Raw genomic sequence first — 24112 nt, forward strand, 5'->3', positions numbered from 1 at the left:
GCCGGCGCGCCGGGCGCGCTCAATGCAGGTCGTGCAGGCGCGTCACGCTCGCCAGATGCGGGGACGTCGGCGACTCCAGCAAACGCAGCACTTCCAGCACTTCCGGGTCGGTGATGAAATCCGCCGCCGAGCGCGCCTCCAGCAGGCGCTCGGGCGGTTGCGAACGCGCTACCGCCCAACCCTGCACGTAATCCACGCCGATCTCCGCCAGCGTCTGCACCGTGGCTGCGTCTTCCGCCCATTCCGCGATCGTCTTCATGCCGAGGTTGCCCGCCAGGCTGACGATCGCCTCGACGATCGCCACATTGGCCGGGTGGGCGTTGATGTTGACGATGAAGTTGCCGTCGATTTTCAGCACGTCGGCCGGCAGTTCCTTCAGGTAGGAGAAGGAGGTGTAGCCGGCACCGAAGTCGTCCAGCGCCACCTTCACGCCGAAGCTGCGCACCTGGTCGATGAAGCGGCGGGTGTTGTCGAGGTCGTGCAGCGCGACGCTCTCGGTGATCTCGAGGCACAGGCGGCTGGCGACGTGCACGTAGCGCCCCAGGATGTCGAACGTATCCTGCACGAAGCGCTCGTCGTTGAGCGAGGCGCCCGACAGGTTCATGCACACGAAGCGGGTATTGCCCAGTTGTTCGGCATGCTCGGCGATCCAGGCCAGCGTGGTGTTCAGCACCCAGCGGTCGATCACGCTCGCGCGGCCGCTCTTCTCGGCCGCGGAAATCACGGCGCCGGCCGGCACCACGCGGCCGTCCGGCTCGCGCATGCGCAGCAGCACCTCGAAATTCAGCGATTCGCGCGGGCTCCTCAGGGACATGATCGGCTGCATCTCGAGCAGCAGGCCCTCGGTGGCCTGCGGGCCGGAGAGGCGCGCCACCATGTCCAGCTCGGCCGCGCGCTGGCGGAAGGCTTCGGCGCCGCGCTCGTACACCACCAGGCCTTCGCCCTGCCCCGTCTTGGCTTCGCGGCAGGCGCGGTCGGCGGTCGAGACCGCATCCTTCATGGCGATGCCCGGCGTGACCTCGATCAGGCCGACCGAGCCGCGCACGTGGAAGGCCTTGTCGCCCACCCGGTAAGGCGTGTTGCCGAGGCGGTCGACGATGCCGCGGCAGATGATCGAGGCCAGCGGGACCGCCGTTTCCGGCATCAGGATCACGAATTCGTCGCCGCCCACGCGGCCGATCTGTTGGCCGCCGGCGAGCATGGTGGCCATCCGTTCGCACACCTGCTTGAGCACTTCGTCGCCGGCCGCATGGCCGAACAGGTCGTTGATCAGCTTGAAGCGGTCGAGGTCGACGTAGGCCAGGGCCATCGGCTTGCCCGCGGCCAGGCCATTCGCGGCCAGCGCGAACTCGCGCTCGATGCCGCGGCGGTTATACACCTTGGTCAGCGGGTCGTTATTGGCCATGAACTGCAGCTGCTCGGTGGCCTTGTGCTTCTCGGTGGTGTCCTGCAGCACGCCTTCGATGCGCGAGCGTGCCAGCGTCGCGCTGACCAGGAAGCGCTGGGTGCCGTCGCGGCTGGTCAGCTCCATCTCGGCCTCGGCCTTGGCATGGACCTGCTCGTGCAGCTCGGTCCAGGTGCTTTCGGTGAAGAACTGGCGCCAGGCAGTGCGGCCCGGCACGAAGCTGGCGATGCCGAGCATTTTCTGCAGGGCCGGATTGACGCTCAGGAAGTGGCCGTACATGTCGAGCGTGAACAGGCCGACCGGCATGGCCTGGTAGGCGTGTTCCAGTTCCTGCTGGGCCGCTTCGCGCTGCTCGGTCTCGACCCGCATCTGCTCGGCCACGGCCAGCGCGGCCAGCAGGCTCGACGCGAGTGCGGCGGTGACGCTGTTGATGATGCCCAGCAGTTCGCGCATGCCGAGGGCGGCCGACGCGACTTCGGCGATGGTGGCCAGGAAGCTGACCGCGAACGAGGCCGCGAACCAGGACGCGACCCGGTTGCGCGACTCCGCGATGATCTTGAACAGGCCGACCGTCATCACCGAGAAGCAGCACACCGTGATGCCCCACAGCAGCGGCAGGTACATGCCGTAAGGCAGGAACATGGCGGCGGCCAGCATTGGCATGCACAGCCACTGCATGATCCGGAAAGGCAGCACGTAGCGCAGCGCGGCGATGTTCTCGCGCAGCAGCGACTGGTAGAGGGTCAGCGTGGCGATGCCGTACAGGGTGATGGTCACCGAACGGCTGCGCAGCAGCCAGTCGGACGGGATGGTCTGGCCCAGCCACTGGATGTCCCAGCCGGCCGACAGCGCGGCGACGCGCAGGTTCAGCACCAGCCAGCCGGCGAACAGCACGTAGAGCGGCTGGCGGTTGATCACGGCCGTGATGAGGATGAACAGGGCCAGCACCACCATGCCGCCGTCGAGCAGGCCGGATTTGCGGTGGTATTGCTCGACCGAGAGTGCATATTGATCGGCCGGCCATTGCAGCACCGACAGGCGCGCCGGGCCGGCGAAGCTGGCGCGGCACAGCAGTTCGGGCGGCAGCGGGGCCAGCTTCAGGGCGAAGCCGGCCTTCGAGCCTTCAATGAAGCCGGTGCCGGCGCCGCGCGTGGCGCTTCCCAGGGGCGCCAGGCTGCCGGCATCCCAGCAGGCGACCTCGAGCGCATGGCGCGACGGGAATTCGACCACTTGCCGGCCTGCGCGCGGCATCGGCTCGAAGGCGAACCACACTGGGGCTTCCGACAAATGGGTGTCATGGCCGGTCGTCAGGCTCGAGGCGCGGGCGCGCGCCAGCGCGGCGCCCGGGGACAAGGCGGCTTCCTGCTGGACCGCGACGTACATCGACAGCGGCACGTCGCCGACGGTGCGGTACTGGTCGTGCCAGAACACCAGGGCGATCAGGGAAACGAGACCGATCCCGAACGGGATCAGGTAATACGAAAACAACTTCAACACCTGCTCCACCACCGCATGCGCGGTGCCTGGAAACGAAGAACGGCGTTGGGATGTCGGGATGGGCATAAGCTGGATCAGTGCGGTCGAATACCGCCGCCGGAGCCGGCGGCGGCGTCAAAGCGCAAGGATACAGCTTTAAAGTGATGCCGTCATGCAATAACTGCTCAGGCAAAGGCGAATTCGCGTGACTGCAACGTCAAATCCGGCATTTTGCTCATGTGCATGCCCGCGGGCTTCACTTGCTTCTTCACTTGCGTCCTGGCCAGCGCCGGCGGCGTGGCGGGCCCGACATCGATGTCGGGATGGTGGGTGTTGAAGAAGAAGTTTAGCAGGGGATGGCGCTTCTCGCGGAAACGTTGTTCGAACGTGGCGATCTCGAAGGCCATCACGCGGTGCGGGATATTGCCGACGTGACGCAGCGGCACCGGTCCCTGCTCCGGGAACACGTCGGTGAACAGCAGCTGTTCGTACTGGCGGTCGACCGGCGGACGGCCGGTGGCGACCGAGAAATCGATGTCGTTGTCTTCGCAGTACATGAAGCAGGCCTTGATCAGCGCCATTTTAACCACGCGGCCGATGCGGCCCTCGTCGATGCCGAGGCGGGTCGCTTCGACCAGGCGGCGGCCCTGCAGCCAGTCCGGCAGCACGATCGATTCCTCGACGCCGAGCGGACGGACCAGGTTGGTGCGGATCCGGGTGCTGCCGATCGGCGTGCCGTCGAGCTTCGACTCGGCCAGCAGCACGATGGTGTCGTCGTCATAGTCGGCCGCTTCCGGCAGCGCCAGCGATCGCGCGAAGTCCGGCACGTGGCGGGCGTAGGCGGCGTGGCGGATCTTCACTGCCTGCAGCAGGTCCGCCTCGGTCTCCACGCGGCGGATGGTAAATGGCAGACGCTCGACAGCGAGCCCGGCAGCGCGAGCCGCACGTGCATCCTGGACGGCGCGCGCACCAGCACCGGCGAAATTGGAAACGATTGGGTCGAACAGCGACATGACGATACTCCCGATTGAAGTGTGAAACAGAACTTGCCTGAATCAAATTATCAATCCGTTCAGTATCTTTCTAAATGTTGAGGTGAGGCACTTTCCCCCCTCTGTTTGTCCTACAAAAGGCTAAGAGTTCTCCGACAAATTTGTAATATTTATCCTACATGAACGCAAGGCCATCGTTAACATTGTGTTTACATTCTCCTGGGGAGATGTCACAAATGCTGTCATGAAGGCATGCCGCGGATGCTGCATCCGGCAGGCCTCATGACTGCAGGCGCTCCTACATCGTGCGCGCCGTCCCGGACACCCGGATCGAGGCGCCGGGCTCCGGCGGAATCTCCGCGCCCAGGCGCGAGCGCATGCCCATGTCCTCGCCCTGCACCACCTCGATACGCCCGCCGTGCGGCCATCCGAGGTCGCGCAGGTAGCCCGCCAGCGCGGCCGTGCCGGCGCCGGTGGCCGGATCTTCCAGCACGCCGCCGGACGCGAAGGGGTTGCGGGTGTGGAAGCGTTGCGGGGTTTCCGCCCAGGCCAGCACGACCGTCACCAGACCGGCTTCGTTCATCAGGCGGCGCCCGGCGTCGAGCTCGTAGGCCATGCGGGCCAGCGCAGCGCGGCTGTTCAGGGCCAGCACCAGGTGGTCGGCGCCACCGTGGGCCAGGGCCGGCGGGATGCGTTCGTCGAGGTCGGCGCGGCTGTAGCCGAACAGGGCCAGCGCGGCATCGACCAGGGCGGCGGGCGCCGGCCGGCTGCGGGTCGGCGGCGATTGCAGGCTGGCCGCCACCCGCGTCCCTTCCAGCTTGCCCTCGACCGAGATCGCGGCCGCGTTCAGCGCCAGCGCGTAGCGGCCCTCGCCGAAGCGGCGCGCCAGGGCGGCCCCGAGCGCGATGGTGGCATGGCCGCAGAACGGCACTTCGGACTCGGGCGAAAAATAGCGGACGCGCCAGCCTTCTCCTTGCGGCGCGGCGAACGCGGTTTCGGAAAAGCCGATGGCATGCGCCAGTGCCTGCATCTGCGGCGCGGGCGGCAGCGCGTCGCCGATCCAGACACCGGCGGGATTGCCGCCGGTGTCGCCGTCGGAGAAGGCGGCGATGCGCAGGACCCGATCGGCATCCAGCCTGGATTCGTTCATGTCAGTCTCTCTGATAGTTGAGCGACGGGCATGATAATTCAGGGACAGCCCTGCTGCATGGCCGCCGCCATCTCTTCGGGCGAGACGTCGCGGATATGGGTCGCCATCGACCAGCGGTGGCCGAACGGGTCCTCGACCACGCCGTAGCGGTCGCCCCAGAACATGTCGGCCGGCGCCATGCGTGCGATCGCACCGGCCTCCACGGCGCGCTCGAAGGCGCGGTCGACGTCCGGCACCGACAGGTGGATGGTGACCGGCGTACCGCCCAGCGCCCGCGGGCCGCTGGCGTCCCAGTCGGGGAACTCGTCCATCAGCATGAGCATCGAATCGCCGATGCGCACGGCGGCGTGGGCCAGCTTGCCGCCCGGCCCCGGCAGCCGCATGACTTCGACGGCGCCGAAGGCGCGCTCGTAGAAGGCGATGGCGTCGGCCGCGCCGGCGCAGACCAGGTGCGGGGTGATGGTGTGCATGCCGTCTTCGACGGGCTTGACCTTGCTGTTCTCGGTATTCATGGACGGCTCCTGTGTTTGGACTAGCGTACAGACACTAGCGCCGTGCGATGGTTCGGGCAATCCCCAAGAAGTTTGAACCGGGCCGCCCTAGCGGTCCAGCACGTCCTGCAGCCGCCGGGCCAGGAAATCGACCAGTGCCGCCACCCGCGGCGCCAGCGATCCCTGTTTATAGAAGACCGCCCATACCGGCTGGGTCCAGGGCAGTGTCGCCTCTTCCAGCACCGGCAGCAGGCGCCCGGCCGCGATGTCGGCGCGCGTCAGGAAATCCGATAGCGAGGCCACCCCGGCGCCGGCCAGCGCCAGGTGGCGCACCGTCTCGCCGCTCGAGGCCGACACCGCCGGGGTGACGGTCCAGCCCTCCCCGCCCGCATGCCGCAGCGGCCAGGTATTCAGGGTCGCCGGCGCCGTGAAGCCGAGCGTGCGGTGGGCCTGGAGGGCGGCGGCGTCCGCCGGCATGCCGTGTTTCTCGATGTAGGCGGGCGCGGCCAGCACCCGCAGCCGCGTGCTGCCGAGGCGGCGTGCATTCAGGGTCGAATCCGGCAGCATCCCGATGCGGATCGCCAGGTCGGCCCTTTCCTCGATCAGGTCGACGTAGGTTTCGCCGCTGACCAGTTCCAGCTGCACGAGCGGGTAGGCATCCAGGAATTCCGGCAGCAGCGGCGCCAGCAAGTGATCGAGGGTCGGCGTCGCCGAGTTGACCCGCACCAGGCCCGAGGGCTGGGAACGGCGCGCCGCGGCCTCGGCCTCGGTATTCGCCAGCTCGGCCAGCAGGCTGCGCGCCCGCCCCAGCAGCCAGCTTCCCTCCTCCGTCAGCTGCAGGCGCCGCGTCGTGCGGTGCATCAAGGTCATCCCCAGCCGGTCTTCGAGCCGCGAGATCGTGCGCGACACGCCCGAAGGCGTCTGTCCGAGGCGCTCGGCGGCATGCGAGAACGAGCCTGTATCTATGACAGCGGTGAAGGCAATCAAGGCCTCTACGTCGACCATTCGTGACTCCCAGTCAAAAGTAAATTGTACGCCCAGGCATTTTTCTATGTGCGCCACGGCTGCACACTGCTGGCCTGGATCAACGGCAGACAAGGAGAACCCCATGCCACTCGCACTCTGGGCGCTGACGCTCAGCGCCTTCGCCATCGGCACGACCGAATTCGTGATCGTCGGCCTCATACCCACCATTGCCGCCAGCCTGAACGTGTCGGTGCCGTCGGCCGGCCTGCTGGTCAGCCTGTACGCGCTCGGCGTCGCCGTCGGCGCCCCGGTGCTGACCGCCCTCACCGGCCGCATGCCGCGCAAGCTGCTGCTGCTCGGCCTGATGGCCTTGTTCACGGTCGGGAACCTGGTCGCCTGGATGGCGCCGGGCTATGCCGCCCTGATGGCCGCGCGCGTCCTCACCGGCCTCGCCCACGGCGTGTTCTTCTCGATCGGCTCGACCATCGCCACCAGCCTGGTGCCGAAGGAGAAAGCCGCGAGCGCGATCGCCCTGATGTTCACCGGCCTGACCGTGGCCCTGGTCACCGGCGTGCCGCTCGGGACCTTCATCGGCCAGCACTTCGGCTGGCAGGCGAGCTTCCTCGCGGTGTCGCTGCTGGGGGTAGTTGCCATGATCGGCAGCTGGATCCTGGTGCCGGCCAATATCGCCGGCAGCAAGCCCGCCGGCCTGCCGACCCAGCTCGCGGTGCTGAAGAAGCCGCGCCTGCTGCTGGTGTATGCCATGACCACGCTCGGCTACGGCGGCTCCTTCATCGCCTTCACCTACCTGGCGCCGATCCTGCAGGAGGTGTCCGGTTTTGCCGCGTCGAGCGTCAGCCTGGTGATGCTGGTCTACGGCGTCTCGGTCGCGGCCGGGAACATCTGGGGCGGCAATCTGGCCGACCGCAAGGGTCCGCTGCCGGCGCTGCAGATCGTGTTCGCCCTGCTGGCCCTGGTGCTGCTCGTGCTGGGCTTTACGGCGCCGAACAAATGGCTGGTGCTGGCCACCGTGCTGGCCTGGGGCGCGGTCGCCTTCGGCAATGTGCCCGGCCTGCAGGTCTACGTGGTGCAGCGCGCCGAACGCGATGCGCCGCAGGCGGTGGACGTGGCTTCCGGCCTGAACATCGCCGCCTTCAACGTCGGCATCGCGCTCGGCGCCTGGGGCGGCGGGATCATCGTCGCCCGCTTCGGCCTGATGGCCACGCCCTGGATCGGCGCCCTGATCGTGCTTGGGGCCTTCCTGCTTACCACACTGGCGCGCCGGCTCGACCGCCGCGACGGCCTGCCCGCGAAAGCCATGCCGACCAGCGCCGTCGCCACCCATTAATCCAAAGGATTCATCGCGCCTCGATGGGACTGATTATTCGTCCAGTTCGGGATAGTGGCGGAAGATCCCGTTCTGGTTGAACGGGATCCGCCGCGGCGAGGCCAGGTAGGCGGCGATGTTGGGACGCGCGGCCACGCGATTGCGCAGCGCGACCAATGCCGGGTAGTCACCCTCGAGCCGCTTCATCGCGTTCGGGAAGGCGTAGCGCAGGCCCTCGATCACCTGGAACAGCGACAGGTCGGCATAGGTCGGCTTGTCGCCCACCAGCCAGTCGCGCTGCTCGGGGTTGCTGAGGATGCGCGAGAAATAGCCGAAGAACTTGGGCAGGCGGGTCTCGATGAAGTCGGCGGCGCGGCGCTGCGCTTCCGGCTTCTGGTCTTCGTAGTACAGCGAGGTGGCGATCGGGTGGTGGGTGTCGTGGATCTCGGCGACCAGGTCGGCGATGGTCAGCTGCAGCTGGTGGGTCCACAGCCGGCCCGGATCGCTGCGCGGCGCCAGCGCATGCTGCTCGCCCAGGTAGAGCAGGATGTTGGCGACCTGGCCGATGGTCAGCTCGCCGGCGCGCAGGAAAGGCGGCGCGAACGAGGGATGGGCTTCGGTGTCGAGCGCCGACAGCAGCAGGTCCATGCCGCCCGCGCGGCGCGCCACGTCCACGTATTCCGCCCCGGCTTCTTCCAGGGCGAGCCGGACGAACTCCCCGCGTCCCTGGATACCCGGCCAGTAAAAAAGTTCATACGCCATCTCGCACCTCCGGTCTGCTTCGGTTTGGCGCAATTATCGATGATGAATCGGAAGCGTGTCGCCGCACAAACATGGTAATCTTGCGTTGCCTGTCGGGCGAAAACAAAAAGTCGCAAAAAGACGCAAAAAGCCGATCAAGAGAGAGACAACATGAACGCAACCCTTTGCTGCGGTTCCCTTCACCTCACTACCCTCCCTCTGTCGTATCCAGGCACCAGTTAGCATCCACGGCTATTGCATGGCAGAATGTGATTTCTGTTGTGCAATCCCGCCCTTCTCCTGAGCGGCGGGAAAGATAAAGACGGTGGCGCCATCCCGGCGCCCGCAACTTTACTGCCGACTGGAGCTCTCACCATGATCTTCGCTCATCTGTCCAAGAGCTGGCTCGCCCGCCGCAGCCAGTACACGCCCGCTTCGTGGATGCTGAGTATCGTGCGCAGCCTGCGCGTGCTGCGCTACTGGCGCGAGCACCAGGCCCTGTGCCGGCTCGACCTGGTGCGCCGCTTCGTCGCGGCCGCCCCCGACGACGACCTGTTCCACCACCTGAGCCACCGCAACTACCTGTCGAAAGACCTGAGTGCGCGCCAGCGCGTGCAATGCGTGCTGTCGCACTACCGTTTCGAGGACAGCGCCTTCGGCAACGCCTACCACCAGGCGGTTTACGGCGGCGGCGGGCTCACGCTGTGGCAGCACGAGTCGCAGCACGAGGGCGGCGCGCACCAGTTCCTGCTGCGCCTTGAGATGGCGCCGCGCCACGATGCCGAGGGCGACCTCACCATCTCGCTGGTCGCCGACGGCAAGTACCTGCACCGACTCTCCTATACCTGGGTGGACGGGCAGCTGGCGGGCGTCGACCTGCCGACCGTGCCCTTCGTCACCCGCAACCAGGGCCGCTGGACCGACTCCGGCGCCGCCTTCGACGCCTTCGAGGAAGCCTTCCCCAACAACTCGCCGAGCTTCTTCTGCTTCGCCGCGATGCAGGGCGTGGCCCAGGCGCTGGGCATCGACCAGGTGGTGGCCATCAAGTGCACCTCGCACATCGCCTACGACCCCGTCGACGTCAAGCACTTCGAGAACGCCTACGACGGCTTCTGGAAGATCCTGGGCGGCGTCGAGATGCCGGGCCGCAGCTACCTGATCCGCCTGCCCTTCTACCTGAAGCCGCTGGCCGACATGCCGTCCAAGCACCGCAAGCGCGCCGCCCAGCGCCGCGAGTTCTGGCGCACCATCGGCGACTCCACCCGCACCACGATGCTGCGCCACATGGTGCCGGCGGCCAGCGCACAGGCGCGCGCGGCGACATCGCCGGCCACGGCCGAAGCCTGAGCCGAGGGTCAGTGGGCGGCGCCATGCCGCGGTGAGAATTGGAGAGACATGGCGCCAGGCTCCGCTCCTATACTGGGCGCCCTGACCACGCCTCCACCCGCCATGACCCGCCTGCCGATCGTCCTCATATCTGCCCTGCTGTTCTGCGCCCTGCCCGCAGCCCACGCCACTACCCTGATACCCGCCCCCGGCCCGCTCCCGGTCGGCCTCAAGGTACTCAAGCAGTACGACCACGCGCGCGTGTATAAAACCCGTGTCTCGCTCACCACCGGCAAGCCGGCGAGCGGCGAACGGGCGCGTCCGATGCAGGTGCTGGTGTGGTACCCGGCCACGCGCGCCGGACGGCCGCTCAGCGTCGGCGACTATATTGCCACCCGCGCCACCGAGTCCGGCTTCGACCTCTCTCCCGAGCAAGTAAAGCGCCGCAGCGCGCTTGAAATCAGCCAGCTGGCCGGCAGCGAAGGCGGGCGGCAGGAGCTGGCGCAAGCGATGCTGGCGGCGCTCGACGCGCCGGCACGCGATGGCCGTTTCCCGGTCGTGATCTACGCCCCCAGCTTCAGTGCCAGCGCGTCCGAGAACGCCGACCTGTGCGAATACCTTGCCAGCCATGGCTACATCGTGCTGTCCAGCGCTTCGAAGGGAGCGCGCACGCGCGCGATGACGGACGATATCGAAGGCCTCGAGACGCAGGCAGCCGACATCGCCTGGCTGATCGCGCAGGCGGCCGCACTGCCGCAGGCGGACCTGGAGCGGCTCGCGGTCGCCGGTTTCAGCTGGGGCGGCCTGGCGAACGTGATGGCCGCGGCCCGCGATGACCGGATAAAGGCGCTGGTGAGCATCGACGGGTCGGTGCGCTACTTCCCCCAATTCGTTGACGGCGGCAAGGCCGCGGTGCCCTATGTGACGCCGGCGCGCCTGCCGGTGCCGCTGCTGTACCTGGCGCAGCGCCCCACGTCGATCGAAGACCTGAACCGCCGCGACAAGAGCACGGCCTTCAGCCTGCTGAACCGGATGACTTACTCCGACGTGCTGGTGGCCACGATGCATCCGATGCTGCACCATCATTTCGCAGCAGATGGGCTGCGCTTCGCCCGCGCCGGCGATTTCGACGACTACGACCGCGGCGAAGTGCGCGCCGCGCATGGCTGGATGGCGCAGTACGTGCGCCGCTTCCTCGACGCCAAGCTGAAAGGAGACAAGGCGGCGCATGCCTTCCTGGCCAACAAACCCGAGGCCAACGGCGCACCGAAGCGCATGATCACGATCGAAGCGAAACGCGGCAGCGGCCTGGCGCCGACCCGTGAGAACTTCGCCAGCCAGCTGGCCGAGCGCGGCTTCGACCAGGCCTTCGAGCTGTATCAGGACGTGCAGGCGCGCGGCGCGAGTTTCAAGCTCGGTCCGGACGCGATCAATTCCTGGGGCTACGAGCTGCTGCGCGACGGGATGCATGCCGAATCCATCGCCATCTTCAGCTTCGGCACCCGCCTCCTGCCCGAGGATGCGAACCTGTTCGACAGCCTGGGCGAAGCGCAGGAAGCGGCGGACCACAAGGAAGATGCCGTGCGCAGCTACCGCCGCTCGCTGGAACTCAACCCGCGCAACAGCAATGCCGTGGCGCGCCTGAAGGTGCTGGACCTGAAAGTGTCCAGCCTGGCGCCGAAGTAATCACAGGGCCGGCCGCCGGCCCTTGCCACATTCACCACGCCCGCCCGGGTCCGTGGTACACTGCCGCCTCGCTAGGGGTCCTGGTGCGCGCACAAACGCGCTGCCGGGTGAGAGATACCCTTCGTACCTGATCTGGATAATGCCAGCGAAGGAAAGCGCAACGCAGTTCCCCATTTGTTTGCCCTTCCCCCACGTTGGCTCCGGCTTTTTTATCAAAAGCAGCGCGCCACTTTGCCGTGGCGCGCGAAGACGAGCAAACCATGACTTTCAAGCTGAAGCACTCCGTTCTTGCCTGCGCCATCCTGCAGGCCTTTTCCGTATCCGCCCAGGAAGCCGAAGGCGTCGCCTCGGTGGTCGTCACCGGCAGCCGCTGGATCGCCAGCGACCGCGCCAGCATCGGCGGCTTCTCCGACGCGCCCCTGCTCGACACCCCGGCCTCGATCACCGCCATCAACCGCACCCAGATGCTGGACCTGTCGATCCGCAACGTGAGCGACGCCGCGCGCTTCGACGCCTCGGTCGGCGACGCCTACAACGCGGTCGGCTATGCCGAGCAGTTCTCGATCCGCGGTTTCGCCCTCGACAACGCCACCAGCTACCGCAAGGACGGGATCGCGATCCCCGCCGACACCCAGATCCCGCTGGAGAACAAGGAACGCATCGAAGTGCTGCGCGGCCTGGCCGGCCTGCAGGCCGGCGTCGCGGCGCCGGGCGGCATGGTCAACTTCATCACCAAGCGCCCGACCAATGCGCCGCTGCGCTCGACGCTGGTGGAAGTGAGCGAACGCGGTACCCTGCACGGCGCGATCGACCTGGGCGGCCGCTTCGACGACCGCCGTTTCGGCTACCGCATCAATGCCGCGGCCGAAGACCTGAAATCCTATGTGCGCGGCGCCGACGGCGAGCGCCAGTTCGTGTCCGGCGCCTTCGACTGGCAGATCAGTCCGAACGCGCAGCTAGCGCTGGACCTGGACCACCAGCACAAGTCGCAGATCACCGCGCCCGGCTACCAGCTGCTGCGCAACGAAGTCCTGCCGACCGGCGTGTCGCCCAAGATCCTGCTGAACGCCCAGCCCTGGACCAAGCCGGTGGAAACCGACAGCAGCAACCTGGGCCTGCGCTTCGAATACCGCCTCAATCCCGACTGGACCGCGACCATCAACGCCAACAAGCACTGGTTCAAGCGCGACGACTACACCGCCTTCCCCTACGGCTGCAGCAACGAGGGGGACGGCTTCTATCCGGGCTACTGCTCGAACGGCGACTACGACGTCTACGACTACCAGAGCGTCGGCGAGCGCAAGACCCCGTGGGGCGCACAGGCCATGCTGCAGGGCCGCTTCGCCATCGGCGCCGTGCGCCACCAGCTGACCGTCGGCGCGGCGCTGTCGGAGCGCCACGACAGCTTCGGCGAATACGTCTACGACTACGCCGGCTACAGCAACATCTGGAACAACTTGACCGTGGATCCGGCGCCGGGCAGTCCGCGCACCGGTCCGGTGATGGAACGCCGCAACGACCGCGAGAGCGCGCTGTTCGTGCAGGACGTGGCCACGCTGTCGGAACGCATCACGCTGCACACCGGCCTGCGCTGGGTGAAGCTCAAGCGCGACGAACTGGCCGAGATCGAACAGGGCTGGGTGCATGCGGATGACAGCTTCGTGCTGCCGAGCGTGGCGCTGGTCTACAAGCCGGCGCGAGACTGGAGCGTCTACGGCTCGCTGAGCCACGGCCTGCAGCACGGCGGCATCGCCGAGATGGGCACCGCCAATGAAGACAGCGTGCTGCCGCCGAGCCGCTCGAAGCAGGTGGAACTGGGTGTCAAGGGCATCGTCAACAATGCCGTGATGCTGACCGCCGCGGCCTTCGACATCCGCCAGGGCCTGGAGTACGTGAATGGCGCCAAGCTGTTCGTGCGCGCCGGCCAGCAGCGCCACCGCGGCGTCGAACTGGCGGCCCAGGGCAAGCTCAATGCCGACCTGAACTACAGCCTGTCGCTCATGGCGCTCGACGCGAAGCAGACCGGCACCGGCGACGCCAGCGTCGAAGGCAAGCGCGTGACCAATGTGCCGGAATTCCGTTCGACCGCCTGGGTGGAGTATGCGGTACCGGCGCTGGCCGGCCTGAAGCTCGACGCCACCTGGCAGTACGCGGGCAGCAAGGCCTTCGATCCGGCCAACCGCGCCGTCGTCCCGGGCTACCATGTGGCCGCGCTGGGCGCGTCGTACGCGCTGCGCATCGGCGGCATGGGTCGTGGCACAAACGCCATCCTGCGCGCGCGCCTGGACAATGTGTTCGACAAGTTCTACTGGCGCGACGTGACGCAGTCGCTGGGCGGCTACCTGCTGCCGGGCGCGCCGCGTAGCTTCCGGGTGTCGGCGCAGTTCGACTTCTGACGCGCCTTGCCTGCCACGCCTGCCGTGGCAGGCGGCCTCAATCCGTCAGCTCGGCCAGCTTGCCGAGGCAGCGGCGCTGGAAGCCGTTCAAGCCGTCGGTGACGAAGCTGTCGTCGTCTTCGATCACGCTGGCATCGAGCAGCAGGCGCAGCTTGGCGATGCGGTCGCCCTGGGCCAGGGCCTGGGCCAGCTGCGGCCCGTCCGGGTCGCCCGCCCAGGCAATCGCCTCGACCACCTCGGCGGGGAAGTCCCAATGCCGCGCGATCACCGCCGACAGCTGGCGGCTGGCCGCGAACAGTTCGACCCCGAAGGTTCCCGAGCCCGGGACCTTGCCGCCGCAGATGCCGTCGGCCACCTGGAAGGCGACCTGCAGGCCCACGTTCTGCATCAGGCCGGCCAGGTAGGATTCGAACACGCCGGCGGACAGGCCCGGCGCCATCACGCTGGCGGCAAAGGCGCAGCGTTCGGAGTGGCGCCAGACGACCGGCGCCACCTGGCGCGCCACGCCCTGCACCTTCACCCGCACCAGCGGACGCATCGCGATCTTCGCCAGCAGCATGCGCAGGCCGTTCAGGCCCAGCATCGTGACCGCGCCGTCGATGGCTTCGATCGGCTTGGCCGGCCGGTAATAGGCGCTGTTCGCCTCGCGGATCACTTCGGCGACCAGCACCAGGTCGCGTCCCACCTCGGCCGACAGCGCGGCGATCGAGATGTTCTCGTCCGACAGGGCGCCCAGCAGTTGCGTGATCAGCTCGGGCACGCGCGGCACCAGCACCGACGCCTTTTCGGGATCGTCCGCCAGGGCGCGCACGGCCTCGAGGATCTGCTGTTCCTCTTCCGCGCTGGCGTTGGTGCCGTTCGACCTGACCAGCCAGCGGTAGAAGGCGGCGTCCAGCTCGGCCGTCACATTGTCGGCATGCTGCTCCACGGCCTTATCGGCGCCGGCTTCGGCAGCAGTCTCCTTCTCGTTGCCGCCCAGAAGACGGCCTATCCAGTTTTTCACAGCGCACCGCCGTATTTGTCAACGCAGAGAAAACTATTTTAATACCATACGGCAACAAAAAGACAAGCGTAAGAAGTTTTTCTTTGAATCTAGATCAAAGCCTCGACCTGCCGTATCCGGTCCGGCAGGCTGCCTTCCAGCAGGACGTAGGGGATGGCGCGGGCGTCCAGCGTCTCGAGCAGCATCCGGTGCACCTTCTGGCGCACCTCCTCGGATTCGCGCTGCAGGCCGTCCGGCTCCCAGGGGCTGTCGGGCGCCGTCACCAGGGTCCACGCATAATCGTGGCTGCTGTCGAGGCGCGCCAGCTGCGGGTCGACGCGGTTCCAGTACTGGCGGCTGTACAGCGCCGTCATCAGCGGCGTGGTGTCGCAGAACAGGAAGCGGTGGGCACGCGCGGCAGCGTCGTTCTCGCGGGCGCGCTGGGTGCGGGCGATCAGGTACTGGTCGCTTTCGAAGGGCACGCGGCCACGGGTGTCGACGAATTCGCGCAGGTATTCCGGCACCCAGACGGTGCCGTAGTGCCGCGCCAGGGCTTCGCACAGGGTCGATTTGCCCGAGGATTCGGCGCCCAGCACCGCGACGCGTGCGAGTGGCCCGCTCATGCATCCCTCCGCGCGATGTTCGACCAGGCGCGCCAGCCGGTCCAGGCCAGCACCACGAAGACGGCGTACAGCAGCGCGGTCAGCATCAGGCCCTTGTAGACGTACAGGCCGACGTAGAGCACGTCCACCACGATCCACACCAGCCAGTTCTCCACCTTCTTGCGCCCCAGCAGGAGCTGGCCCACCAGGCTTCCCGCGGTGAGGAAGCCGTCCGCATGCGGCACGTCGGTGTCGGTGAGGTGATCCAGGAAAGCGGACAGCAGCACGAAGCCGATGACCCAGCCGGCGATGGCCCAGCCCCGGCCCGCGCGCTGCAGGCGCGTCACCACCAGCTGCTGGTCGCCGGCGCCGTGCAGCCATTGGTACCAGCCCCATACCGAGGCCCCGATGAACACGAACTGCAGGCCCATGTCGCCGTACAGCCTGGCGTCGAAGAACACCACCGCATAGGTCGCCGAGGAAGCGATCGAGAACAGCCAGGCCCAGTGCTTCTGGCGGATGTTCAGCAGCACGGTGGTCGCCGCCAGCAGGAAGGAGATGAGTTCCAGCGGGGTGGTGCTGAAACCGGGGAAGGCTAGCGGTTCGTTCATTCGGATGCGATTTGGTGGGCGGCGGCGCCAGGTCAGCAGGCGATTATGGCCACTCGCCGCTGAATGCGCAAGGCTCAGCGTCCGCGCATTGTCCGGATCCGGACACCATTGCCCGCAGGCGGGCAAGGCCAAAGGGGCAAACAGCCCGTACGAGGGGCACAGCGTGCTGGCACGGTGTTTGCAATAGCAAGGCAAACAACTATTCGCCCCACCATGGACCGAGCCCTCGACCCCGCCTTCACCCAACGCCGCCGGCGCGTCCGCATCGCCGCCGCCATCCTGCTGCTCGCCGGCCTGGTGCTGTCCTGCTGGTTCCTCAACCGCGCCCTGCGTCCCAGCGTGGCGGAATCCGACATCGTGCTGTCGACCGTGCGCCGCGGCGACGTCGCCAACACCATCAATGCCGCCGGCATCGTCATTCCCGTGCACGAGGAAGTCGTCGCCAGTCCCGTCGTCAGCCGCGTGGCCAAGGTCCACGCCAAGCCGGGCCAGCAGGTCAAAGCCGGCCAGCTGATCCTGGAACTGGACGACCGCGAGATCCGCCTGGCGCTGGACACGCTGCGCGAACAGCTGGCGCAGCAGGAAAACCGGATCGCCACCCTCAAGCTCGAGCTGGCGCAGAAGCACAAGCAGCTCCTGGCCGGCATCGAGCTGCTCGAACTCGACCTGCTCTCCAGCCGCGCCCTCAACGAGCGCAACCAGAAGCTGCGCCAGAGCGGCCTGGTGTCGGGCGAAAACCTGCTGGCCGGCGAGCTGGCCGTGAAGCGCGCCGAGATCCAGCTGCGCCAGCAGCGCGAGCTGATCGCCGACAGCCGCCACACCACCGCCGCCAGCATCGCCGCCGCCGGCCTGCAGCAGGACATCCTGCAGAAGCAGATCGCCCAGCAGGAGCGGATGCTGGCCCAGGCGCGCGTCAGCGCGCCCTTCTCCGGCATGCTGACCACCGTGGTGCAGGACGAAGGCGCCAGCGTCGCCGCCGGCCAGCTGCTGGCGCGCGTGTCGGAGCTGAACAACTACCGGGTCGAAGCGACGGTGTCGGACTTTCATGCGCGCAGCCTGGCGCAGGGCCAGGCGGTGCGCGTGGAGCAGAACGGCGAGCGGCTGGACGGCCGCGTGCACACCATCCTGCCCGAGATCCAGAACGGCACCGTCAAGCTGCTGGTCGACCTGGCGCAGCCCCACCACCCGCTGCTGCGCAACAAGATGCGGGTCGACGTCAACATCGTCACCGCACGCAAGAACGGCACCCTGGTACTCGACAGCGGCGCCGCCTTCAACGGCAACGGGCGCCAGGACGCCTTCGCGGTGCGCGACGGCGTGGCGCGCCGCACCACCCTGCAGCTGGGCAGCAGCGACGGCAAGCTGATCGAAGTGGTGAGCGGCGCAGGCGCCGGCGAACGCTTCATCGTGTCCGACACCAAGGCGTTTGCGAACCTCGACAGCATCCGCATCACGAACTAATGAACACATAAGGGGAAATCATGATCAAACTGAACAAGGTCAGCAAGACCTACCGCACCGACAAGGTGGAGACGCTGGCGCTGAAGGACGTCGACCTGCACGTGAAGAAGGGCGAGTTCGTCGCCATGATGGGGCCCAGCGGCTGCGGCAAGAGCACCTTGCTCAACCTCATCGGGCTGCTCGACCGGCCCGGCCAGGGCAACGTCGAGGTCGAGGGCATTCCGGTCACGCGTTACCGCGACAAACAGGTGGCGGCGCTGCGCAACCAGACCTTCGGCTTCATCTTCCAGAGCTTCCACCTGATTCCCGACTTGCGCGTGATCGACAACGTCGAACTGCCCCTGCTGTACCGCAGCATGGCTTCAGGCGAACGGCGCCGCCTGGCGCGCGAGGCGCTGGAAAAGGTGGGATTGGGCGCGCGCATGGACCACTATCCGAACCAGCTGTCGGGCGGCCAGCAGCAGCGCGTGGCGATTGCCCGCGCCATCGTCGGCCGTCCGCAGGTGCTGCTGGCCGACGAGCCGACCGGTAACCTGGACAGCAAGATGGGCGAGGAAGTGATGGACATCCTGCTCAAGCTGAACGAGGAAGGCACGACGGTGGTGATGGTGACCCACGACGAGCGCGAGGCCCGCCGCACCAACCGCATCGTGCGCGTGTTCGACGGCCAGCTGGTCGCCTGAGGAGAACCGGATGCTACGCAACTACCTCCTGACCGCATGGAAGGTCTTCATGCGCCGCAAGCTGTTCACCCTGATCAATCTGTTGTGCATCGTGCTGACCCTGGTGGTGCTGATGGTGATCGCCTCCCTGCTCGAGACGGCCTTCCGCCCGTCCGGGGTCGAAGGCCGCAGCGATCGCTTCCTGCAGATCTTCATGATGCGCATGGACAGCCCGAAAGGCGACAGCACCAGCACCTCGCCGCTCGGCTACAAGCTGATCGACAAGTACCTCAAGCCCATGCCCGGGGTCGAGCGCGTGGCCATGGTCACGATGCCGCAGGGCGTCTCGGTGTACCAGGGCGATTCCGTCAGCGAGCTGCAGATGCGGCGCGCCGATGCCGACTACTGGAAGGTGCTCGACTTCCGCCTGCTGGCCGGGCGCCTGCCCACTGCCGCCGACGATGCGGCCGGGCGCCACATCGCGGTCCTGAACGAGAGCACGGCGCGCCGCCTGTTCCCGGGAACGCCGCAGGTGGCCATCGGCCAGCAGGTCGACATCGGCGGCCAGGTCTACGAAGTGGCCGGCGTGGTGGGCGACGCGATGCACCTGAACGCCTTCGCCGACATGTGGGTGCCGATCTCCACCTATGCTTCCTCGGACTACCGCACGCAGCTGACCGGCCCCTTCGTCGCGCTGATCCTCGCCAAAGAGTCGGCCGACCTGGCACGCATCCGGCGCCAGGTCGAGGCGATCGCGCAAGGCGTGGTGCACGACGATCCGAAACAGTGGAAGACGATCCGCTTCTGGGCCGACAGCAAGCTGGACGTATTCGCCCGCATGACCGTCGGCCGGTCCGACCAGCCGGACTCCGGCGCCGCCATCCTGCTGGCCATCATCGGCACCGCGATGCTGGTCTTCATGCTGCTGCCGGCGCTGAACCTGGTCAACCTGAACACCGGCCGCATCCTCGAGCGGCGCGCCGAGATCGGCGTGCGCAAGGCCTTCGGGGCCACCAGCGCCCAGCTGGCGGTGCAGCTGGTGGTCGAGAACGTGCTGCTGTGCCTGGCCGGCGGCCTGCTGGCACTCGGCGCCACCGCGCTGGTGCTGGCCTGGCTCGAGAACGCCGCCCTGATTCCCTACCTCGAGGTCGACCTGAACCTGGCCGTATTCGGCTGGGGCATGCTGATCGCCACCGTCTTCGGCCTGGTCTCGGGCGTGCTGCCCGCCTGGAAGATGTCGCGCCTCGATCCCGTCCACGCCTTGAAGGGAGCCGCCTGATGTTCCGCCAATTGTTGAAACTGACCTGGAAGCGCAAGTCCAGGAATCTGATGCTGAGCCTTGAAATCCTGATCGCCTTCGCCATCGTGTTCGGCGTGGCCGCCTTCGGGGTGCGCTATTCGCAGCTGTACCGCATGCCGCTCGGCTTCGACGGCGCCGGCCTGTGGTCGGTGAGCCTGGTCGTCGGCGACGAACAGCAGACCCGGATCGAGGAGGCCGTGTACGACAGCTTCCGCCGCGGACTGGCCGAACTGCCGGAAGTGCGCGACGTCGCCATCGCCAGCTTCGCGCCCTATTCCAATTCGACCATCTCGACCGACCTGCGGCGCCATGCCGCGAACGGCGCCAAGGGCAAGTCGATGCAGACCGAAATGCTCGATGCCGACGACCGCTTTGCCCGCGTGCTGGGCCTGAAGCTGGTCGAGGGACGCTGGTTCTCCGCACTGGACAACGGCAGCGCGGTCCGCGCCACCGTCATCAACCGGCGCCTGGCCGAGGCCATGTTCCCGGGCGAGCGCGCAGTCGGCCAGCTCGTCGACGCGAGCGAAGGCCCGGGCGTCACGGCCGGCTACCGGATCGTGGGCGTGGTAGACGATTACCGGCCCAAGGGCGAGCTGTCGGCCCCGGTCAACTTCGCCTTCACCCGCTTCGAAGCGGGCAAGAACGACCGCGACGCCCGCACCATCCTGCTGCGCGTGGCGCCCGGCACCGAACGGGCTTTCGAAAAACGCCTGAACACCCGCCTGAAGCTGATCCGCAACGACTGGTCGTACGAGATCACGCCGCTCGCGGCCATGCGCGGCAGCATGCTCAAGACCTACATGACACCGCTGGTCGTGGTCGGCATCATCGCCGCCTTCATGCTGGTGATGGTCGCCTTCGGCCTGTTCGGCGCGCTGTGGCAGAACACCGCCCAGCGCATCCCCGAGATCGGCCTGCGTCGTGCGATCGGCGCCAGCGCCGGCCAGATCTACCGGCAGATCGTCGCCGAGCAATTCATGCTCAGCTCCGTCGCCATCGCGCTGGGGCTGGCGCTGCTGGTGCAGTTGCCGCTCACCGGCGTGCTGGGCGACAGCCTGAACTGGCGCGTCTTCGCGGCGGCCGCCGGCCTGTCGATGGCGGCGATCTATCTGCTATCCTTGCTGTGCGCCTTGTATCCGGGCTGGCGCGCCAGCCGCCTGAGCCCGACCGAAGCGCTGCATCACGAATAACAACAAGGAAGACATCCTCAAGATGGAAGCATCACGCACACCGCGCATTCTGGTCGTCGACGACGACGGCGCGGTCCAGGTCTCGCTGGCCCTGTTGCTCAAGCAGTCCGGTTTCGACGCGGCCTGCTGTGACGGGCCGGCGGCCGCGCTCGCGCTCATGGGACGCGAGCGCTTCGACCTGGTCCTGCAGGACATGAACTTCTCGCTCCAGACCAGCGGCGCCGAAGGCCTGGCGCTGCTGGCCGAGATCCGGGCGCGGCACCCTGTCCTGCCGGTGCTCCTGATGACGGCCTGGGGCTCGATCGGGCTGGCGGTCAGCGGCATCAAGGCCGGCGCCGCCAATTTCTTCACCAAGCCCTGGGACAACGCCCAGCTGGTCGACCTGATCAAGGCCACGCTGGAACTGGGCGGCACGGGCGCCGCCGGACCGGGCCGCAAGGCGCTCGACGGCGACTTCGATTTCGGCGGCATCGTCGGCGAGCATCCGAAGCTGCTGCGGGTGCTGGCCACGATCGGCCAGGTCGCACGCACCCGCGCGCCGGTGCTGATCCTGGGCGAGAGCGGCACCGGCAAGGAACTGGTGGCCGACGCCATCCACCGCAACAGCCCGCGCGCGGACAAGGCGATCATCAAGATCAACATGGGCGCGATCACGCCGACCCTGTTCGAGAGCGAGATGTTCGGCCACGTGCGCGGCGCCTTCACCGATGCCAGGTCCGACCGCAAGGGCCATGTCGCCTGCGCCGACGGCGGCACCCTGTTCCTCGACGAGATCGGGGAGCTGAACCGCGGCGACCAGGTCAAGCTGCTGCGCGTGCTGCAGGACCAGCGCTACCAGCCGGTCGGCGCCAGCCGCAGCGAGCAGGCCGACATCCGCGTGGTCTCGGCCACCAACCGCGAGCTGGCCGAACTGGTGGCCACCGGCGAATTCCGCGAAGACCTGTTCTACCGCCTGAACCTGATCACGATCCGCCTCCCCCCGCTGCGCGAGCGGCGCAGCGACATCCCCCTGCTGGCGCGCCACATCGCCGCGCGGGTGGCCGACAGCTATGGGCTGGGCGAGGTCACGCTCACGCCCGGCGCGCTCGACTGGCTGGGCGCCCAGTCCTGGCCCGGCAACATCCGCCAGCTCAAGCAGACGCTCGAACGCACCCTGCTCCTGGCCGGCAAGTCCCAGCTCAGCCAGCACGATTTCGCCGCCGCCGGCCAGCTCGACGAGGCGGGCAGCACGCCACGCCTCGGCCTGGACGGCATGACGCTGGAGCAGGTGGAGCGGCGCATGATCGAACAGGCGCTCGACCAGCACGGCGGCAACATCACCCGCGTGGCCAAGGCGCTCGGCCTGTCGCGCACCGCGCTGTACCGCCGCCTGGAACGGCACGGCCTGGCCGAACCTGGCGCCGGGGCCGGCGAATGAGCCTGCGCCGGCGGCTCGGCGCCTACCTGCTCGTCCTGCACCTGTTGATGTTCGCGGCTGCCGGCCTGCTGCTGCCCGAGCACCCGCTGCTCTTCGTCGGCGCCGAGGGCCTGCTGCTGGCCAGCCTCGCCGCCGGCTTCGCGCTGATGCGGCGCGCGCTCGAACCGCTCGGCTACACGCGCCGCTTCCACGACCTGCTGCAGGACCAGAACTACGCCAACCGGCTGGCGGCGCCGGCTTCGTCCGAACTCGATGAACTGGTCGGCATGTTCAACACCATGCTGGCGGCGCTGCACCGCGAGCGCCTGGCGCTGGGCGAGCAGCAGGGCTTCCTCGACCGCCTGCTGGAAGCGACGCCCAGCGCGGTGCTGGTCTTCGATTTCGACGGCGCGGTCAGCCTGGTGAATGCCAGCGCCCTGTCCATGCTGGGCCTGCATCGGACCGAGGGCAAGCCGCTGGCGGGAGCGCAGTTTGCGCCAGGACTCGATGCGCGGGCGCGCGAACGCAGCCTGGACCTGGTCGCCCAGCTCGACGCCCTTCCCCTCGGCGACAGCCGCATGATCGCCGACACCGAAGGACGGCGCTACCGCGCGCAGCGCGGCCAGTTCTTCGACCGCGGCTTCGCCCGCCACTTCCTGATGCTCGAGGAATTGACGGCCGAACTCGAGGATTCGGAGCGCGCCACCTACGCCAAGCTGGTGCGGGTACTGGCGCACGAGGTCAACAACACCGTTGCCGCCACCCGCTCGGTGCTCGATTCGCTGCTGTTCTACCGCAGCCAGCTGCGCGAATCGGACGCGCTCGATTTCGCCACCGCGATCGACGCCGTCAAGCGCCGCAACATCAGCCTGGGCGAATTCATCGACCGCTTCACGCGGGTGGTCAAGATGCCGGCGCCCGAGCTGCGGCCGGCCGACCTGCGCGCCGTCGTCGACGACATCCTGTGGCTGAACCGCGAGCAGTGCGCACGCGCCGGCATCCGGCTCGGCTGGCGCCGCTGCGAGCCGGTGCCGGCCCAGCCGATGGACCTGGGCCTGATGGAAGGGGCGCTGCTGAACGTCGTGAAGAATGCGATCGAAGCCGTGCTGGCGCGCCAGGCGGCGGGTGTGGCAGGCGGCCACGTCGAACTGGCGCTCGAACGCGATGGCGAGGAAACCGTGCTGGCGGTGCTCGACTCGGCCGACCTGCTGGGTGAGGTGCCGGCGCGCCAGCTGTTCACGCCCTTCTTCAGCACCAAGCAGGGCGGCCAGGGGATCGGCCTGATGTTCGTGCGCGAAGTGCTCACGCGGCATGGCTACCCCTACTCGCTCGCGTCCACCGGCCAGGGCGAGACGCGATTCGAGATCCGTTTCAGCTAGACTGGCGGCGGCGCGCCCCGCCCATGCCGAGCGCCGCCAAGCCGAACAAGGCCAGCGAAGCCGGTTCCGGCACCTCGGCGCGGATTCCCCAGGCGTCGATGGTGCCGGCGTCGCCCGCTTCGCTGTCCACCACCGTCAGGGTCCAGTCACCGAACACGTCGTGGCCGATGAAGGCGGCCAGCGCCTCCTGGGGCCGGAACGAACCGGTGTAAGGCGCATAGGCATAGCCCGCGTCGATGCCGGTGGCGGCCTGGTCGTCGAACACGGTGCCGGTATAGTTGGCGCCGCCCGAGCCGCCCTGGCGGTTCGAGAGCAGCACGGTGACGCCCTCATGGCTCAGGCTCAGCACCAGGTCGGCGTCCCAGCCGTGGGTGATGTCGACCAGCGCGTCGACGTCGAGGAGGCGGCCATGGCTGCCCACGTTCAGCGTCGAACTGACGCTGCAGGTGTCGCAGATCTCGACCGGAACATTGGTGGAGGTGGTGATGACGCCGGCTTGGGCGCCGGCGGTGGCGCCGATGGCGAAGGCGGCGGCGAGGGTCAGGCAAAGAGTTTTGGATTGCACGGTAGGCT

Annotated in this window: 20 protein-coding genes and 1 riboswitch; of the genes, 10 read left to right on the top strand and 10 right to left on the bottom strand. The window is 67.7% G+C overall.

Annotated elements, in window-relative coordinates; all coding sequences use genetic code 11:
* Window positions 1–19: 19 nt before the first annotated feature.
* The 5 genes from AC56LK_RS00140 to AC56LK_RS00160 all read right to left on the bottom strand — a co-directional run bounded on the left by AC56LK_RS00140 (window position 20) and on the right by AC56LK_RS00160 (window position 6519).
* Window positions 20–2902, bottom strand: coding sequence for a putative bifunctional diguanylate cyclase/phosphodiesterase (locus AC56LK_RS00140; RefSeq protein ID WP_497182559.1), 2883 nt, complete (start codon window positions 2900–2902; stop codon window positions 20–22).
* A gap of 164 nt (window positions 2903–3066) precedes the next feature.
* Window positions 3067–3894, bottom strand: a complete 828-nt coding sequence (locus AC56LK_RS00145; RefSeq protein WP_497182560.1) for an N-acyl amino acid synthase FeeM domain-containing protein — start codon at window positions 3892–3894, stop codon at window positions 3067–3069.
* 277 nt (window positions 3895–4171) lie between these two features.
* Window positions 4172–5023: a PhzF family phenazine biosynthesis protein gene (locus AC56LK_RS00150; RefSeq protein WP_497182561.1), complete on the bottom strand. Its 852-nt coding sequence runs from the start codon at window positions 5021–5023 to the stop codon at window positions 4172–4174.
* Between the two features lie 38 nt (window positions 5024–5061).
* Entirely contained in the window at window positions 5062–5535 is a 474-nt protein-coding gene (locus AC56LK_RS00155) for a VOC family protein (RefSeq protein ID WP_497182562.1), read from the bottom strand.
* 87 nt (window positions 5536–5622) lie between these two features.
* On the bottom strand, window positions 5623–6519 hold the full coding sequence (locus AC56LK_RS00160) for a LysR family transcriptional regulator (protein ID WP_497182563.1): 897 nt from the start codon (window positions 6517–6519) through the stop codon (window positions 5623–5625).
* 103 nt (window positions 6520–6622) lie between these two features.
* Between AC56LK_RS00160 and AC56LK_RS00165 the strand changes: the two genes are divergently transcribed.
* Window positions 6623–7828 carry an MFS transporter gene (locus AC56LK_RS00165; RefSeq protein ID WP_497182564.1) on the top strand — a complete coding sequence of 402 codons (1206 nt, stop codon included), beginning with the start codon at window positions 6623–6625 and terminating at the stop codon, window positions 7826–7828.
* 33 nt (window positions 7829–7861) lie between these two features.
* Here AC56LK_RS00165 and AC56LK_RS00170 read toward each other — a convergent pair whose 3' ends face one another.
* A complete protein-coding gene (locus tag AC56LK_RS00170) occupies window positions 7862–8569 on the bottom strand; it encodes a glutathione S-transferase (RefSeq protein WP_497182565.1) in 708 nt (235 codons plus the stop codon).
* 354 nt (window positions 8570–8923) lie between these two features.
* Here AC56LK_RS00170 and AC56LK_RS00175 point away from each other — a divergent pair, with 354 nt between their 5' ends.
* The 3 genes from AC56LK_RS00175 to AC56LK_RS00185 all read left to right on the top strand — a co-directional run bounded on the left by AC56LK_RS00175 (window position 8924) and on the right by AC56LK_RS00185 (window position 13956).
* Entirely contained in the window at window positions 8924–9895 is a 972-nt protein-coding gene (locus AC56LK_RS00175; protein ID WP_497182566.1) for a DUF535 family protein, read from the top strand.
* 48 nt (window positions 9896–9943) lie between these two features.
* The gene (locus AC56LK_RS00180; RefSeq protein ID WP_497182567.1) at window positions 9944–11560 is read left to right on the top strand and encodes a CocE/NonD family hydrolase; all 1617 of its coding nucleotides are present in this window, start codon (window positions 9944–9946) and stop codon (window positions 11558–11560) included.
* 63 nt (window positions 11561–11623) lie between these two features.
* Window positions 11624–11731, top strand: a riboswitch (TPP riboswitch).
* An 89-nt stretch (window positions 11732–11820) separates the two neighbouring features.
* Window positions 11821–13956, top strand: coding sequence for a TonB-dependent siderophore receptor (locus tag AC56LK_RS00185; protein ID WP_497182568.1), 2136 nt, complete (start codon window positions 11821–11823; stop codon window positions 13954–13956).
* A gap of 37 nt (window positions 13957–13993) precedes the next feature.
* On the opposite strand, the gene AC56LK_RS00190 is transcribed toward AC56LK_RS00185, so the two are convergent.
* The 3 genes from AC56LK_RS00190 to pnuC all read right to left on the bottom strand — a co-directional run bounded on the left by AC56LK_RS00190 (window position 13994) and on the right by pnuC (window position 16151).
* The gene (locus tag AC56LK_RS00190; protein WP_497182569.1) at window positions 13994–14959 is read right to left on the bottom strand and encodes an HDOD domain-containing protein; all 966 of its coding nucleotides are present in this window, start codon (window positions 14957–14959) and stop codon (window positions 13994–13996) included.
* 89 nt (window positions 14960–15048) lie between these two features.
* Complete coding sequence (locus AC56LK_RS00195) at window positions 15049–15561, bottom strand: AAA family ATPase (RefSeq protein WP_497182570.1); 513 nt, start codon at window positions 15559–15561, stop codon at window positions 15049–15051.
* On the bottom strand, window positions 15558–16151 hold the full coding sequence (pnuC, locus tag AC56LK_RS00200; protein ID WP_497182571.1) for a nicotinamide riboside transporter PnuC: 594 nt from the start codon (window positions 16149–16151) through the stop codon (window positions 15558–15560). The genes AC56LK_RS00195 and pnuC overlap by 4 nt, the downstream gene beginning before the upstream one ends.
* Window positions 16152–16364: 213 nt before the next feature.
* Here pnuC and AC56LK_RS00205 point away from each other — a divergent pair, with 213 nt between their 5' ends.
* The 6 genes from AC56LK_RS00205 to AC56LK_RS00230 are packed head-to-tail and all read left to right on the top strand — an operon-like array spanning window position 16365 to window position 23539.
* Complete coding sequence (locus AC56LK_RS00205) at window positions 16365–17612, top strand: efflux RND transporter periplasmic adaptor subunit (protein WP_497182572.1); 1248 nt, start codon at window positions 16365–16367, stop codon at window positions 17610–17612.
* Between the two features lie 20 nt (window positions 17613–17632).
* A complete protein-coding gene (locus AC56LK_RS00210) occupies window positions 17633–18295 on the top strand; it encodes an ABC transporter ATP-binding protein (RefSeq protein WP_497182573.1) in 663 nt (220 codons plus the stop codon).
* Between the two features lie 10 nt (window positions 18296–18305).
* Window positions 18306–19553 (top strand): ABC transporter permease, encoded by a 1248-nt coding sequence (locus AC56LK_RS00215; RefSeq protein WP_497182574.1) that lies wholly within the window; start codon window positions 18306–18308, stop codon window positions 19551–19553.
* Between the two features lie 50 nt (window positions 19554–19603).
* Window positions 19604–20764, top strand: coding sequence for an ABC transporter permease (locus tag AC56LK_RS00220; protein ID WP_497182575.1), 1161 nt, complete (start codon window positions 19604–19606; stop codon window positions 20762–20764).
* A gap of 22 nt (window positions 20765–20786) precedes the next feature.
* Window positions 20787–22181, top strand: a complete 1395-nt coding sequence (locus tag AC56LK_RS00225; RefSeq protein WP_497182576.1) for a sigma-54-dependent transcriptional regulator — start codon at window positions 20787–20789, stop codon at window positions 22179–22181.
* A complete protein-coding gene (locus tag AC56LK_RS00230) occupies window positions 22178–23539 on the top strand; it encodes a sensor histidine kinase (protein WP_497182577.1) in 1362 nt (453 codons plus the stop codon). The genes AC56LK_RS00225 and AC56LK_RS00230 overlap by 4 nt, the downstream gene beginning before the upstream one ends.
* Here AC56LK_RS00230 and AC56LK_RS00235 read toward each other — a convergent pair.
* Window positions 23532–24104, bottom strand: coding sequence for a proprotein convertase P-domain-containing protein (locus AC56LK_RS00235; RefSeq protein ID WP_497182578.1), 573 nt, complete (start codon window positions 24102–24104; stop codon window positions 23532–23534). The genes AC56LK_RS00230 and AC56LK_RS00235 overlap by 8 nt on opposite strands.
* Between the last annotated feature and the right edge of the window lie 8 nt (window positions 24105–24112).

The organism is Telluria sp. ZB4P36 (assembly GCF_059685865.1).

Excerpts from the sequence above, each read along its gene's own strand:
- AC56LK_RS00170 (WP_497182565.1), bottom strand. The coding sequence starts at position 8,569 with ATGGCGTATGAACTTTTTTACTGGCCGGGTATCCAGGGACGCGGGGAG.
- AC56LK_RS00210 (WP_497182573.1), top strand. The coding sequence starts at position 17,633 with ATGATCAAACTGAACAAGGTCAGCAAGACCTACCGCACCGACAAGGTG.
- AC56LK_RS00220 (WP_497182575.1), top strand. The coding sequence starts at position 19,604 with ATGCTGAGCCTTGAAATCCTGATCGCCTTCGCCATCGTGTTCGGCGTG.
- AC56LK_RS00185 (WP_497182568.1), top strand. The coding sequence starts at position 11,821 with ATGACTTTCAAGCTGAAGCACTCCGTTCTTGCCTGCGCCATCCTGCAG.
- AC56LK_RS00180 (WP_497182567.1), top strand. The coding sequence starts at position 9,944 with ATGGCGCCAGGCTCCGCTCCTATACTGGGCGCCCTGACCACGCCTCCA.
- AC56LK_RS00145 (WP_497182560.1), bottom strand. The coding sequence starts at position 3,894 with ATGTCGCTGTTCGACCCAATCGTTTCCAATTTCGCCGGTGCTGGTGCG.
- pnuC (WP_497182571.1), bottom strand. The coding sequence starts at position 16,151 with ATGAACGAACCGCTAGCCTTCCCCGGTTTCAGCACCACCCCGCTGGAA.
- AC56LK_RS00165 (WP_497182564.1), top strand. The coding sequence starts at position 6,623 with ATGCCACTCGCACTCTGGGCGCTGACGCTCAGCGCCTTCGCCATCGGC.
- AC56LK_RS00160 (WP_497182563.1), bottom strand. The coding sequence starts at position 6,519 with ATGGTCGACGTAGAGGCCTTGATTGCCTTCACCGCTGTCATAGATACA.
- AC56LK_RS00155 (WP_497182562.1), bottom strand. The coding sequence starts at position 5,535 with ATGAATACCGAGAACAGCAAGGTCAAGCCCGTCGAAGACGGCATGCAC.
- AC56LK_RS00205 (WP_497182572.1), top strand. The coding sequence starts at position 16,365 with ATGGACCGAGCCCTCGACCCCGCCTTCACCCAACGCCGCCGGCGCGTC.
- AC56LK_RS00230 (WP_497182577.1), top strand. The coding sequence starts at position 22,178 with ATGAGCCTGCGCCGGCGGCTCGGCGCCTACCTGCTCGTCCTGCACCTG.
- AC56LK_RS00195 (WP_497182570.1), bottom strand. The coding sequence starts at position 15,561 with ATGAGCGGGCCACTCGCACGCGTCGCGGTGCTGGGCGCCGAATCCTCG.
- AC56LK_RS00150 (WP_497182561.1), bottom strand. The coding sequence starts at position 5,023 with ATGAACGAATCCAGGCTGGATGCCGATCGGGTCCTGCGCATCGCCGCC.
- AC56LK_RS00175 (WP_497182566.1), top strand. The coding sequence starts at position 8,924 with ATGATCTTCGCTCATCTGTCCAAGAGCTGGCTCGCCCGCCGCAGCCAG.
- AC56LK_RS00225 (WP_497182576.1), top strand. The coding sequence starts at position 20,787 with ATGGAAGCATCACGCACACCGCGCATTCTGGTCGTCGACGACGACGGC.
- AC56LK_RS00215 (WP_497182574.1), top strand. The coding sequence starts at position 18,306 with ATGCTACGCAACTACCTCCTGACCGCATGGAAGGTCTTCATGCGCCGC.